Below are 13,591 nucleotides of genomic sequence, written 5' to 3'. Positions count from 1 at the left end.
TCACGTCATCACGGCTCAATGACGGAACCCTCCGCCGGAATGCTGAATGCGCGCGGCTGGAACGCGCTGGACCGTGACCGTTGTTCGCGGTAGCGCCGGAACACGATGGGGAGCCCGTAGGCCACGGACAGGTCTCGACTGCTCATTGCCTGCAGGTGCAAGTGCGGCTGGGTTGAGTTGCCGGAGTTTCCGCACTCGGCCAGGCGCTGCCCCGTCGCAATCCGGTCGCCTTCTCGAACGCGGATCGAGTGTTGTCGAAGGTGCACGAGCGCGACGAAAGTGTCGGGTTGGGAGAGCTGAATGAGGACAAAGTTGCCCGCGACCGCCGCAACTCCCTGCGCCAGTCGGGCGCGCTGAGCGAGTAGGTATGGCAGGGCGGCAAGGGGTGATCGTCGAGCCACATGATCCGGCTCGCCGTCATGCACCTCGACAACGACGCCGGCACAGGGCGAGAGGATGGACCGGCCAAACGAGACCAAACGCTCAGGCGGTTCCACACCGAATGCACTCTGCCAGGACGGCACGTCACTTGTTCGCCTGCGGCTCGTCACCCCGACGAAATCGATTGCATACCGCCCGCCCAGCAGGTCCGTGCCGTGGCTGGGTACCCGTCGAGCCGGACTGTTCTGCACGAGCCAGCGCCCGGTGAACGGGAGCTCGAGAACGAGGCTTTGTCCCGGTTCCTCTGTCTGCTGAGCCATCATCGAAGCCGTCAAGGTGAGGGCTATTTCGGGTACCCGGCTCAACCGCTCGACGGCGATGGCACTGGCGACGATGCGGACGGCATCGGGTGCACTTCGACGTGCTGACCGTCGGGGTCGGTCACGTGGACCGCACCCTCGGTGAGGCGGGCGTCGGTGTATCCGATTCGGCTGAGGCGATGTACGAGCGCGTCGGGGTTGACGTCGCTGTGGATTCCGGGGGCTACTGTCCAGTCGTTCTGGTCGACTCGATCGCCGTGTGCGCGATGAAGCAGGAGCCTCCCACCGGCAGGCGCTTCCCACAGTTCTGCACCCTCACGTTCGTCATCCAGCGTGAAGCTGAGCGCGGTAAGCACGTCTCGGTCCGTCGCGACGGTCGAGGAAAACAGAACGGGCAACACGTCGACGTGCTCGGTGCGCTCAGGGCGCTCAGGGCGCTCAGTGTCAGTGTGGGAGCCGTCGAGGTCGCTGGGCGAAGAGATGTCGTCGATCCGCAGAGGCCCGCGTGTCGTCTCCACACGTCCTGAGCGCCCGAACGCTGTGTCCCACGACGCGATGGTCCCGCCTGACGTACGGAGAGCCTCGACGGTGCCGTCGAGGTCATCTGTTCCGAGGCCCAGGCTGGTCCGTCCCACTTCTGCGGCTCGCGTCGTCGCGCGCAACACGTACCGGGTGGACTGCCCTGCCAGCGGAGGGTAGGTGGAGTGGCCGAGGCGCTCGGTGCGCTCGGAGATTGCGGGCGGCCGCAGCCCAAGCACCGTCAGGAATTCGATCATCGCCGGCACATCATCGGTGTAGCGAAAAAGTGCGATCGACAGGCGCGGAATCATGGGATCTTCTCTTCGATTGCGGGCGGGACCGGCTGTCACACGTGGCCAGCGCCGTTGCGGCCTGCACTGTCGTCGCTCTGCCAGTCCTTCGGAGCAGTTTAGGCGCGGTGGCCCGTGGCGGTCCAGAGCACGTGATCTCTCACGGCACATCCCGCCCCTGGAGAAGTATCGAGGAGCAATCGTCACACGATACGTTGGCTGCATGACGCACGATGACCACCCCGCCACCAACCGGCCCCGTTTCACTCTGTCGCAGGTGGCGTGGCTGAGTGGTGTGACCGCCGTAGTGCTACGCCGGTCGAGACGAGCCTGACGTGCCGTCTCCAGTGGCCTGCGTCACGGGCGTCGGGCGCAAGAATGGCATCGCCCGGGCGATCGCGCTGACCCTTGCCCATGACGGGTGGGATATCGCATTCAACTACTGGACGCCGTACGAGGAGCGCATGTCCCTCGGCGGCAGCGCCGACGACCCAGCCGACATCGCAGCCGAGATTGAAGCGACCGGCCGGCGAGTGCTCCCGATCGAAGCCGACCTCACCGCCCCTGACGCGCCCGCACACATCTTGAGCCGCGCGAAATCCGAACTGGGTCCCGTCTCCGCCCTGGTCCTCTCACACTCCGAGTCGGTGGACTCGAGCATTCTCGACACCTCGGTGGAAAGTTTCGACCGCCACTTCGCTGTCAACGCCCGGGCCGCCTGGCTGCTCATCCGTGCCTTCGCGCTCCAGGTTCCGCCCGACGGCGGATCGATTGTCGCCCTGACGAGTGACCACGTCGTGCATAACATGCCCTACGGCGCGAGCAAGGGGGCACTCGACCGCATCGTCATCGCAGCGGCGGGTGAGCTGGGCGACCGTGGCATTTCGTCGAATGTCCTCAACCCGGGCCCGGTCGACACCGGCTGGATGAACGATGACATTCGCGCATCGGGGATCGCACGCCAGCCGACCGGCCGGCTCGGCACACCCGACGACATCGCGAAGGTTGTTCGCTTTCTCGTCTCGCCCGATGGCCGATGGATATCCGGGCAGCTACTGACCGCCGACGGCGGGTTCTCGATCTAGTCCGACTCCCCGCACAACGGCAGCGACCGCACCGCCTCAAAACGACGACTCTGCCCGTCCACCGGGTCAGTGAACCTCAGTTCGCTCGCCAGCAACTGCAGCGGGTGGTCAAAGTCGTCGACCGACACGTCCCGCACCTCGGGATAAAGCGGGTCGTCCGCAATCGGCACGCCCAGACCCCACATGTGCATCCGCAACTGATGTGTGCGCCCGGTGCGCGGCGTCAGCCGGTACACCGCACGCGACTCATCGAGCACGGTCTCCAGTTCCACCCGCGACTCTGCGTTGGCTGGCCTCCCCTCCACCACCTCGGCCTGCAGGTGCCCGCGGCGCTTCGCCAGGTGGTTTGTCACCGTGACCGGCAGCTCAAGCTCAGGCCGGTAGGCCGCGAGCGCGCGATACACCTTGCCGACCTCGCCGCGCTGAAACAGGGTTTGGTACGGCGCTCGCCATTTTCTCTCGGTCGCCAGAATCAGAAGACCGGATGTCACCCGGTCCAGTCGATGAAGCGGCGACAGTTCCGGCAGCCCCAGTTCGGCTCGCAGCCGCACCACCACACTCTGCTTCACATGTCGCCCGCGGGGAATGGTGGAGAGAAACGGCGGCTTGTCGATCACGACGATGCGTTCGTCGCGATGCACGATCGAAATTTTCCCCGGTACGGATGCTTCCTCCCGCAGATCCCGGTGGAACCAGACGAACGTGTGCGGCCGGTACAGGTCCGACTCGGCCACCGCTTCTCCCGATGCATAGACGAATCTGCCCGCGCCCAGAAACTCGGGCACGTCGATGAATTCAGAAAGACGCTCGTCCAACCACGCACCCATCGTGGGCCACGGCGTCGGCCGCTGCCGATCGAAATCCGGTGTGCGCATCCACGCCGGGTCGAGCCCGTGGCGCTGCGGTAATGGTGAGCGTGGAGGCATCCTTCGATCGTATCCCCGGTTCCGGGTCTCGCACTGAGGCGACGGCACGACGAGCCGGTTCTCGCAGAATCGCGCCAGACACCGATATCGTGGGACCGAACACCTTTGGGGGGTGCGCGACAGCGCTTGCCTGCCGTCGAGCACAGGAGCACAATGAGCGATTCGGTCACGCACTCGCGCAGCGAGAAGATCACCCGTTTCCGTCGCCGATCGATCATCGCGCTGGGTGTGGCCCTCGCCGTGGCGATGACACCGCTCGTTCTCGCAAACCCGCGCACCTCACCGGCTGCCGTTGCGGCTCCCGCCGTCGCAGCCGTCGATGACTCGCAGCTCAACGCGGGCCCGCCCAGCCGCGGCGGCAACTACATGCACGACGCGGATGCACCGTGGGTTCGGCCCGTCCCGGGCAAGGTCACCTCCGTCTTCGGGCCGCGACCGGTGATCTGCACCCCGGCGGGCTGCTCAAACACGACCCACGACGGTATCGACCTCGGCTCGCCGTGCGGTACCGATATCAAAGCCATTTCACCGGGACGGGTCACCTCAGCCAGTAACGCGGGCAGTTTTGGCGAGCGCGTGATCATCGACCACGGCAGCGGACTCGAGTCAATCTACGGCCACATGCAGACGGGCTCATACCGGGTCAGCGTTGGCCAGCTGGTCAAGGCCGGAACCATCATCGGTAAAGTCGGCATGACCGGTGTTGCCACCGGCTGCCACCTCGACCTCAAGATCCGTACCGGTGCGTACATCGACCCCAAGCCCTTCCTGGCGTTCCGCGGGGTCACGCTGTAGCGGCCATCGCCCCACCGTGACCTCCCTCGGTACCGTGTTAGGCCCGAACGTCATCCTCGAGCGGCAGCCAGATGCGCATCGTCGACGGACCGCGGTTCGCCCACGATGAATATGGAATCAAACGGATGCTGTGGGTCTCACCCGCAATCTCCGCATCCTCCACCCCGTAGGGCCAGGTGTGCTCGGGCGCGACCATTCTGTGCACGCCGACAGTCACCTCTCCCCCCTGCTCGGAAAGCTCGCCCGTGATGCGGAGCTCATCGACGTCGTCGGTGAACGCAACATCGGTCGACTCGGCGCACAACACAACCGGACCGCGCTCGACCGCACGCTGGCCGCGCAAGGCGTCGATGCGGGGGTCGGGGGTGGTCCAGCGCGCCGTGACAGGCAGGGTGAGAACGAGTTCGTCACCGACCGCAAAGGCGCGGCGTGCAGTTGCGGAACCGGGAGCAAGCTCCCGCACGTCGTCTCCGTCCTGCAACGTCGCGCCATCCGCTGCCCAGCCCGGGATGCGTAGTGCGAGTTCCCAGTCACTGTCGATCGTCTCGGTCACAACAATACGAATGACGCCGTCCGTCGGGTATTCCGTTTCGACGCGCACGGCCACGGTTCCGCCGTCGATGTCGGCGGATATGGTTCCGGCGGCGTACTGGTGAACCTGCAGGCCATCGGGCGTCGACGAGGCGACGTATGCTCCGAGGGTCGCGAGGGTGCGGGCCACGTTGGTTGGGCAGCACGACACCTCGAACCACGGGGCACGAAGGCTCGACGAGGCTCTCGGGCTCGGTTCGTCTTCGGGCGGAGTGGAACCGGGCTCCCGCTGGTGCAGCGTGTTGGTGTAGTAAAACGCCTTGCCGTCGGCGGCGGGTGACGTGGCGACCACGTTAAACAGGGTGCGTTCGATCAGGTCGGCGTATCGCTCCTCTCCGGTGGCGAGCAGCAACCGGTGGTTGAGCATGACCGAGCCGACACCGGCGCAGGTTTCGGAGTAGGCGCGATCGCTCGGCAACTCGAAGTCCATACCGAACGACTCACCCTCGTGGTGCGCACCCATGCCCCCTGTGATGTAGGTGCGTCGGGCGACCGTGCGGTCTAGCTGGTTCACAACGGCATCGAGAAGCTCGGATTCGTCATCCTCAACGGCCACGTCAACGGCACCGGCCGCGAGGTAGACGGCGCGAACGGCGTGACCACGCAACACCTCGGCGTCCCGCACCGGGGTGTCGTCCTGGAAGTAGCTCCGACCGAGTTCAATATCACCCAGCGTCCCGGTGCCACGGCGGTTGATGAAGAGCCGGGCCTGGTTGAGATAGCGGGTCTCTCCCGTGAATCGGCCGAACTCGACGAGAGCCATTTCCACCTCGGGGTGACCACACACCGATTCGATGCCACCCTCACCAAAGACGTCACAGACGTGATCGGCCGCTCGACGGGCGAGCTGCACGAACTCGTCGTCGGCTCCGACCGTGCGGCCGCGCGCCACGGCGGCCTGCAGTAGGTGGCCGTAGCAGTACAGCTCGTGTCCCCACTGCAGGTCGGAGTATCGCGGCTCCTGCCCGGGGCGCCCAAACATCGTGTTGAGGTAGCCGTCTTCTTCCTGCACGGGCGCGATGCGAGCGACGAGGGCACGGAAACGCTCATCGAGCCGGGAGTCGCCCGTGCGCCCGATCTCCCAGGCCATGGCTTCGAGCAGTTTGTAGACGTCCGAGTCGGAGAACTCCCGGCCGGTTCGGTCAGCGGGAAGGCGCCCCTCGACAGCAGCGTCGAAGTTGCCGATCCAACCGACTTTTTCCATCCAGTATTCGCAGTGGTCGATGATCGCGGAGGCATTGAGCTGTTGTTTGTCAGCCCAGAAGCCGCTGTCGATACTCACCTGTGACAACGAGAGTGGTCGCAGGGTGCCGCGGGAGGGGTTCACGGGAACGGCAGCGGAGGTGGTTTCGGTCAGCATGGATACTCCAGGTGTGTGAGAAACGACGGTGTTCACTTGACGGCGCCGAGGGTGAGGCCTTCGCGCAACAGCCGGTAGGTGAACGTAAAGAGGATGAGGATAGGGATGGAGGTGATGACGCCGAGGGCCATCAGTCCGGGCCAGTTGATTCCAAACGCAGACACCTGCTGCGCGAGCAGGGCACTCAGCGGGTAATTGCCCGGCGAGAGGAAGAAGTTGACCGCGTAGAGGAACTCGCCCCAGGAGAGTAAAAACACGAGGGTGCCCGTTGTGGCCACTCCGTTGCGGGCGATGGGAAGCATGATCGACCAGAAGGTGCGCGGAATGCTCGCACCATCGATGGAGGCGGCCTCCTCGAGCGCCTCGGGCACCGCGCGAAAGAACGGCCGAAGCAGCAGCGTGGCGAACGGGATGAGCAGCGCGGTGTCGGCGATGATGACGCCGGCGTTCTGGTCGAGCAAACCCCACGCACCGAAGATCTGGTAAAGCGGGATGACGTTCGCCGTCTGCGGAACCATCTGCAGCACGATCAGAAGACCGAGACCGATCGTCGTGATGCGCGAATCGACTCGGGCCAGGCCGTATCCGGCCGGTATCGCCACCAGTAGGGTGAGCGCCGTGGTTCCAGCCGCGATGACGAGCGACTGCTGCATGGCGACAAAGAGACCCGAGGTGGACAGGACGTTGGTGTACGCGTCGAGCGTCGGTGTGAAGAGGAACGAAGACTGCGACGAGATCACGTCGCCGGGTTGCTTGAGCGAGGTGAGAACGATGAAGAGAATCGGCACCGCATAAATCAGCAGCAGGACAACGCGCAGCGGTCCGGCGACGGGTTCGAAACGCTTCTTACGGCGAGGCTGCGGTGAGGACGGTGCTGACGCAGTGGCATCCGCTCGGGGAATAACGATACTCATGAGTGAGCCTCCTCTGAACGCACACTGCGCGCGTAAATCACGGCGAGAACGAGGACAAGCAACACGGAGATGACGGCGGTCGCCGCTCCCATGCCGAAGTCGAAACGAACGAACGCCTGCAAGTAGCTGAGGAACGGAAGGGTGTTTGTGGCGACACCGGGACCGCCGTAAGTCATTACGAAGATGAAGTCGAACGATCGGAAGGCGTAGACGATGGTGAGGACCGCGAGAACGAGCGTCGTGGGTCGAACGGCCGGCACGATCATGTGCCAGATCTCTTGCCAACGGTTGGCTCCGTCGATGCGTGCGGCCTCGAAGGTTTCGCCGGGGATACCGAGGATTGCGGCGCGGAAGACCAGGGCGTTGAACGGGACGACAGCCCAGGAGTTGACGATGGCGACCGAGAGCAGGGCGAAGCGCTCGTCGTAGAGGAATGGAACGGCGGTCGGTGAGAGGCCGATTCCCGTGATGATCGAGTTGATCAGGCCGGCGTCTCCGAGCAGGAACTTCCAGACGCTTCCGTTGACGACCGGTGGCAGTGCCCAGATGAACACCATCAGGCCGAGGACGAAGGCGGAGAGCCATGTGCTCGTGCTGAGCAGGATAGCGGCAGCCAGACCCCCGATGAGTCCGATCACCGTGACGATAAGCACGAAAACAACCGTGTTGCCGAATGCCGGCACGAGCGAACCCTGGGTGGCGCTCCCGACGAAGTTGTCGGCGCCGACGAACTCCCACGGCGAGTTGAGGGTGCGCGCCGAGACGTCGCTTACACTCATTCGCCCCAGTTGGGCGAGCGGGAAGAACGAGAAGATGAGGAGGAAGACCCCGGCCGGGAGGGCAAACAGGAGCTTGCCTCGCCGCGACAGGGAGCGGCGTCGTGGGAACCGGCGGGTGTGCCCCGGTGATGCGGACAACCGCCGGGACGGCCGCGCGGCCGTCAGATCTGCTGACATGGGTCTTCCTCCTTTCTCGTGTGGGATTACTTGGCGAGCAGTGGCTCGAGGTCTGCGATCAGCTTGGCTGCCGCATCCTTCGGCGTCATCTGGCCACCGATCACGGCGCTCCAGACCTGTCCTACGGCGAGCTGCTGGTCGGCAACGGCCTCGGCAGGAACGGCCGGAGCCGGGTAGTTCGCTCCGTTGTCAGCGAGTGACTGGGCGAAGGCCTTGAGGATGGGGTCGTCGGTTACTTCCGGAGCGGATGCTGCGTCGCCGCGGCTGGGAATGCTGCCGACATCCTTGAGCGCGATGGCCTGGCCCTCTGCGCTGAAGTAGGTTTCCTCGAGGTATTTCCAAGCGAGTTCGGGGTTCTTACTGAACGCACCGATGCCCTGTCCCTCACCACCGAGGTAGACCTGACCATCTTCACCGACCGGGAGCGGCACGACACCGTAGTTGAACTTGGCATCGCTGCGCGCAGTCCCGATCTGCCAGTTGCCGTTTTCGGCGAAGGCAACGTTTCCGGCGGCCCACGTCTGGAACGGAACCGTCTGGTCCCAGGTCACGGATTCACGGGTGAGTGCTCCCGATGCGGTCCAGTCCTGAATGGCGGCGAAGGCCTCCTCGAGCGGGGCAGCCTGCGGGTCGTCGTAGTTGAAACCGAAGCTGGACAGCCATGGGTATGCCTGCCATTCACCCTGCGACTGGGGCAGCCCGGAGAGCGTGATGCCGCCCTTGCCTGCGGCCGTGACGGCGTCGAGGGCCGAATTCAGCTCGTCCATCGTTGTGGGCGGTTGCACGCCCGCTTCGTCGAGGATGTCCTTGTTGTACCAGAGCCCGAGCAGGTTGACGTAGCCCTGTGCTGCGTAGACGTCGCCCTCAAGTGAGTGCACGACGGACTCGGGGAATTCGCTCTTGTCGTCGAAGCCGTCCCACTGATCCGTGATCGGTGCGAGCGCACCACCGAGGGCCAGGGTTGACGCGTCGGCTCCGTTGAAGACAACAACGTCCGGCCCAGTTTTCGAACCCACCGCAGAGATAAGTTTGGAGTTCAGCTGGTCGTAGGGAACGAACACGTTGTCGACGGTGACACCGTCGTTGTTCTTCTCGAAGAGATCTTTGTAGTCGGTCATCACTTTGACCTGGTTCTCATCGCTGAAGTAGTGCCACACCGTGATGGTGTCGCTGTCGCCATTGTCTCCTGCTCCGCCCGAGGAGGACGGAGTGCAACCGGTGAGCGCGAGCGCCGCTGATACGGCAATAGCCCCCCCGATTAACGGGAGCGAACGAGTGCGGCGGGACCGCGAGAATTTCAGTGCCATAAGACTTCCTTGTCTGGAATCGTCATTGATGAGGGCATAACTCGGTGCAGAGCGACCTTCTCGAAACTTGCCGAAAAGGTTTTCGGCGAACATAACACCGGTAGATCACTTGCGTCAACCCGTGTAGTCTCGAGTCCACTCGAAAGAGACGACAATCAGCTTCATCGACGAAGGCGCCCGCGGGTGCGGGCAGCGCGACGGGCTGGGTATCACCAAGGGGATTCAGCCATGACCATCGCAGACAAACCGCAGAACAGACCGACGCTGCGTGACGTCGCCAGCTTGGCCGGGGTCTCGGTCGCCACGGCCTCTAAGGCGCTCAACGGTCGCGACCAGGTGCATCCCGACACGCGCGCTCGCGTTTTGGTCGCAGCCGAGAAAATCTCCTTCACACCGAATGCCCTGGCACGCGGCCTCCTCGCCGGGCAAACCGGAACCGTCGGGCTAATCACCGGCGACCTTGACGGCCGGTTCTCGCTTCCGATTCTGATGGGCGCTGAAGACGCCTTCGGCAAGGGCAAAATGTCGGTTTTCCTATGCGACGCACGGGGAGACTCGATCCGCGAGCAGTACCACCTCGACGCGCTGCTGAGCCGCCGGGTCGATGGACTGATTGTGGTGGGATCCCGCACGGATCCACGCCCATCGCTGGGTCGCAATCTGCCTGTGCCGGTGGTCTACGCGTACGCCCCGTCGACGGACGACAACGATCTGTCCCTCGTTCCCGACGACGTTCAGGGGGCGAAAGATTGTGTCGACTTCCTGATTTCCCGTGGGCGTCGGAAGATTGCCCACATCACCGGGCAGCCGGACTACGCGGCGGCACAAGACCGGGCACGCGGCGTTGACGAGGGTCTCTCGAGTCACGGTCTCTCTCTTCTCGGAGGAGCGCAGTTCGGATCGTGGACCGAGCAGTGGGGCCGCACCGCGACAGCACGACTGATCGAACAACATCCGGATGTCGACGGCATCCTCTGCGGTAACGACCAGATCGCCCGCGGAGCGTTGGACACACTCCGCGAATCCGGCTGGGACGTGCCTGGTCGGATCTCTGTCATGGGCTATGACAACTGGGAGGTCTTCACAACCGGTGCCCGGCCGCACCTCACCAGTGTCGACATCAATCTAGAGGCGCTCGGAGCCCTTGCGGCCCGTCGGCTGTTCGAAGCGATCGACGGTAGCTCGCGATCGGGAATCGAGTCACTCCCCTGCCGAATCGTCCCACGCGAAACGACCTAGTCACCCATCGACGCTGGGACAGCTCGAACGTATCCTGACTCACATGCGACTCATGACCTGGAACGTATTGTGGCGCTTCGACCCGGATTGGAAGGGGCGACAGGAGCGCATCCTCGCTGTGCTGAAAGAGGTTTGCCCGGATGTGCTGGGGCTGCAGGAGTGCTGGGCAACCGACGAGCACACGCAAGCAGAGATCTTTGCTGAGCACCTCGGAATGCACGCGGCCTACGCCGCCTCTTCACTGCCGCCCGTGCCGAGTCCGCCAGAACATCCCGACCAGAACGGCGTTCGCATGGGCGTCGGTCTCGTCAGTCGCTGGCCGGTTCTCTCAACACGACACCACGCGCTGCCCGTGAGTCACCGGCAGATCGCCCCGGTGGCGCTCGAGGCGCGCATGGAGGACGAGCGCGGACGTCGGTTTGACGTTCTCGTGGCCGGCACGGAGTGGGAGCCGGAGTATGCCGACGACCACCTCGCCCAGACTCGACGCCTGGCCGAACTTCTGGCTGCCGCAGACGACAGCGTCCCACGCTTCCTCTTAGCCGACCTCAACTGTGATGCGTCCCAGGCAGAGTTCGCCCCGCTCGCAGCCGTCGCCGACGACACCTGGGAGCGAGCAAACGGTGATCCCAGGGCCGTCACGCTCAGTTCAGCCGTTCCCTTCGCCCCGCTCGAAGCTACCAAGGAGATCGACCGTCGTGTCGACCATATCGTCGCCCGAGGCGCGGGGATCTCCGTCACCGGAGCTTCCACGATTGACTCGCCCGTCCGCGGCCTGTTCCCGTCTGACCATTTCCCCGTCATCGCCGATGTCGAGCTCCGGGTCTCCTCGCCCTAACATGGGACCCATGCATCGCTCACTGCCGAGAAGCACGCCGTCTGCCCACTCCGTCGACGCGTCGGGCATCGCCGCGTTCGTTGACGCACTGAATGCCGCCCCGCACATCGAACCGCACAGCCTCATGCTTCTCCGCAACGGCGAAGTCCTCGCCGAAGGATGGTGGGCGCCGTACTCTGCCGACCGGGTGCACCTGCTCTACTCGCTGAGCAAGAGCTTCACTTCCACCGCTGTGGCGTTCGCGGTCGAGGAGGGGCTGCTCAGCCTCGACGACACCGTGCTCAGCCACTTCCCCGAGTTTGACGCCGACATCACCGACCCGCGCAGCCGTTCCATGCTCGTGCGTCACGTTCTCGCCATGGCGAGCGGCCACCGCGAGGAGACCCTCGACCGCGCGCTCGATCTCGACCCTGAGAACCTCGTTCGCGGATTCCTCCTGCTCCCACCCGACGAGGATCCCGGAACCGTCTTCGCGTACAACCAGCCGTGCACCTACACCGCCGCACTCATCGTGCAGCGCGCATCGGGCCAGTCGCTGGTCGATTACCTGAGGCCGCGCCTTCTGGATCCGCTCGGCATTGTCGATGTCGGCTGGATGAGAGACGGGTCCGGCCACGAACTCGGATTCAGCGGCCTTCATGCCCCTACTGAAGCCATTGCCGCACTGGGCCAGCTGTACCTCCAGCGCGGGGTGTGGCAGGGCACCCAGCTCATTCCAGCCGCTTGGGTGGACGAGGCGACCCGACCGCAGGTCGCGAACGGGTCGGATCCGACATCCGACTGGGAACAGGGATACGGATTCCAGTTCTGGATGGCTCGCCACGGTTACCGGGGCGACGGTGCATACGGACAGTTCTGCGTGATCCTGCCCGAGCACAACGTCGTCCTCGCCATGACCGGGCAAAGCCAGGACATGCAGGGTGTCCTCGACCTCGCATGGCAGCACCTGCTGCCCGCGATCGGTGGCGATGGCGTTTCTCGAGGCGATTCAGGAACGGATGCCACGCTGGCCGCACAGCTTGCATCGCTGCGGTTGGCACCGGTCGACGCCAGCACCGGTGACCGTACGGTGACAGCGCAGTCCTTCACCCACAAGCCCCCGCATTCCTATCCGAAGCTCACCCGGATCGATCTCGCCCCGGGAGCGAACGGCAGCGACCTCGTCCTCACCCTGGTCGAGGATGAGGACCACATCGATGTCCCTGCCCGGTTTGATAACTGGTTCACGTCCGACGCGACGTCGGCCAGCGCCGGCTGGACCCCCGACGGCCTCGCGGTCGATGTCATCTTCATCGAGACACCGCACCGCCTGCACTTCACCCTCAACAGTGAGACGTCGACATTCGTCACGCGCTGGGAAACCGAGCCGCTGCACGCACCTCCGCTCGCGTCGCTGCGCAAGCCGACGGCATCCGTCTCCTTTACGACCTTCTGATTGGGACGGTGCGGCTCAGCCCCGAGCCAGCGCGCCGCTGCGCAGAAGTGGAGTAAGAAGCTCGATGAGCGCGACCTCCACCTGGTTGGGGGAAAGGCTGCCGTCGAAGCGCAGGACCCGCCAGGTGGTCGCATCGCACATCGCGACGATCTGGGCGAGGCGGCGACGTCGGGTGTCGTCGTCGACCTCCGGGGCCAGGTGATCGGCGAAAGCCCGCCGGCACCAGTCGACGTGATACTCACGACCGCGTGCCGCAATCTCAGGCAGTCCGGGAACGAGCGGCGCCTCGGAGTAGGTCTTGAGGATGAGGGCACCGTAGTTTTCATAGTGCGCGACCAGTGCCTGGATGGTGTCGGCTGCTCCCGCCCGCGCTGCCGCCTCGCGCGCGGCAATAATTCGCCCGAGCTCCCTCTCAACCGTTGTATTCATCAGGCCGGGCTTGTTGTCGAACCGGCGGAGCACGGTCTGAACCGTGACACCGGCATCAGCGGCGACGTCGTCGAGTCGAATGCGCTCGTACGGAGTGTCACGCAGCCGCACCAGCATGGCGTCGACGATGCGCTCGCCCGTGACATGCGCCGCATCCGCACGCGTTGACATTCGATACCCTCGTGTTTTCATGTTAATGACGCTAA

13 protein-coding genes are annotated in these 13,591 nt (G+C 64.6%); 5 read left to right on the top strand and 8 right to left on the bottom strand.

Annotation, left to right across the window (positions count from 1 at the left end; all coding sequences use genetic code 11):
• Positions 1 to 8 precede the first annotated feature (8 nt).
• Both L1277_RS13790 and L1277_RS13785 read right to left on the bottom strand, forming a co-directional pair.
• Positions 9 to 701, bottom strand: coding sequence for a M23 family metallopeptidase (locus L1277_RS13790; RefSeq protein ID WP_253377194.1), 693 nt, complete (start codon positions 699 to 701; stop codon positions 9 to 11).
• A gap of 41 nt (positions 702 to 742) precedes the next feature.
• Positions 743 to 1,531: a VOC family protein gene (locus tag L1277_RS13785; RefSeq protein WP_253377192.1), complete on the bottom strand. Its 789-nt coding sequence runs from the start codon at positions 1,529 to 1,531 to the stop codon at positions 743 to 745.
• A gap of 314 nt (positions 1,532 to 1,845) precedes the next feature.
• Between L1277_RS13785 and L1277_RS13780 the strand changes: the two genes are divergently transcribed.
• Positions 1,846 to 2,595 (top strand): SDR family oxidoreductase, encoded by a 750-nt coding sequence (locus L1277_RS13780; RefSeq protein ID WP_253377190.1) that lies wholly within the window; start codon positions 1,846 to 1,848, stop codon positions 2,593 to 2,595.
• Here the strand turns inward: L1277_RS13780 and L1277_RS13775 are convergent.
• A complete protein-coding gene (locus tag L1277_RS13775; RefSeq protein WP_253377188.1) occupies positions 2,592 to 3,521 on the bottom strand; it encodes a pseudouridine synthase in 930 nt (309 codons plus the stop codon). The two genes, L1277_RS13780 and L1277_RS13775, sit on opposite strands and share 4 nt — an antisense overlap.
• Before the next feature lie 153 nt (positions 3,522 to 3,674).
• Between L1277_RS13775 and L1277_RS13770 the strand changes: the two genes are divergently transcribed.
• On the top strand, positions 3,675 to 4,316 hold the full coding sequence (locus tag L1277_RS13770; RefSeq protein ID WP_253377186.1) for a M23 family metallopeptidase: 642 nt from the start codon (positions 3,675 to 3,677) through the stop codon (positions 4,314 to 4,316).
• A 37-nt stretch (positions 4,317 to 4,353) separates the two neighbouring features.
• On the opposite strand, the gene L1277_RS13765 is transcribed toward L1277_RS13770, so the two are convergent.
• Genes L1277_RS13765 through L1277_RS13750 form a run of 4 tightly spaced genes read right to left on the bottom strand, consistent with a single transcriptional unit; the run spans position 4,354 to position 9,444 of the window.
• Positions 4,354 to 6,267: a glycoside hydrolase family 127 protein gene (locus L1277_RS13765; protein WP_253377184.1), complete on the bottom strand. Its 1,914-nt coding sequence runs from the start codon at positions 6,265 to 6,267 to the stop codon at positions 4,354 to 4,356.
• A gap of 32 nt (positions 6,268 to 6,299) precedes the next feature.
• Positions 6,300 to 7,181, bottom strand: a complete 882-nt coding sequence (locus tag L1277_RS13760) for a carbohydrate ABC transporter permease (RefSeq protein ID WP_253377182.1) — start codon at positions 7,179 to 7,181, stop codon at positions 6,300 to 6,302.
• Positions 7,178 to 8,137 carry a carbohydrate ABC transporter permease gene (locus L1277_RS13755; protein WP_253377181.1) on the bottom strand — a complete coding sequence of 320 codons (960 nt, stop codon included), beginning with the start codon at positions 8,135 to 8,137 and terminating at the stop codon, positions 7,178 to 7,180. Before L1277_RS13755 ends, L1277_RS13760 begins: the two co-directional genes overlap by 4 nt.
• A gap of 26 nt (positions 8,138 to 8,163) precedes the next feature.
• Positions 8,164 to 9,444, bottom strand: coding sequence for a sugar ABC transporter substrate-binding protein (locus L1277_RS13750; protein WP_253377180.1), 1,281 nt, complete (start codon positions 9,442 to 9,444; stop codon positions 8,164 to 8,166).
• Between the two features lie 228 nt (positions 9,445 to 9,672).
• Between L1277_RS13750 and L1277_RS13745 the strand changes: the two genes are divergently transcribed.
• The 3 genes from L1277_RS13745 to L1277_RS13735 are packed head-to-tail and all read left to right on the top strand — an operon-like array spanning position 9,673 to position 12,956.
• Complete coding sequence (locus tag L1277_RS13745; RefSeq protein WP_253377179.1) at positions 9,673 to 10,683, top strand: LacI family DNA-binding transcriptional regulator; 1,011 nt, start codon at positions 9,673 to 9,675, stop codon at positions 10,681 to 10,683.
• Between the two features lie 52 nt (positions 10,684 to 10,735).
• Complete coding sequence (locus L1277_RS13740; protein ID WP_253377178.1) at positions 10,736 to 11,521, top strand: endonuclease/exonuclease/phosphatase family protein; 786 nt, start codon at positions 10,736 to 10,738, stop codon at positions 11,519 to 11,521.
• Positions 11,522 to 11,531: 10 nt separating this feature from the next.
• Complete coding sequence (locus L1277_RS13735; RefSeq protein ID WP_253377177.1) at positions 11,532 to 12,956, top strand: serine hydrolase; 1,425 nt, start codon at positions 11,532 to 11,534, stop codon at positions 12,954 to 12,956.
• 15 nt (positions 12,957 to 12,971) lie between these two features.
• On the opposite strand, the gene L1277_RS13730 is transcribed toward L1277_RS13735, so the two are convergent.
• Positions 12,972 to 13,556 (bottom strand): TetR/AcrR family transcriptional regulator, encoded by a 585-nt coding sequence (locus tag L1277_RS13730; protein WP_253377176.1) that lies wholly within the window; start codon positions 13,554 to 13,556, stop codon positions 12,972 to 12,974.
• Positions 13,557 to 13,591 lie beyond the last annotated feature (35 nt).

This window comes from Okibacterium sp. HSC-33S16, assembly GCF_024171565.1.
In the GTDB taxonomy this organism is placed as follows: domain Bacteria; phylum Actinomycetota; class Actinomycetes; order Actinomycetales; family Microbacteriaceae; genus Mycetocola_A.
The sequence above is the reverse complement of the archived record's forward strand: the minus strand, read 5'-3'. Positions and strand labels throughout refer to the sequence as shown.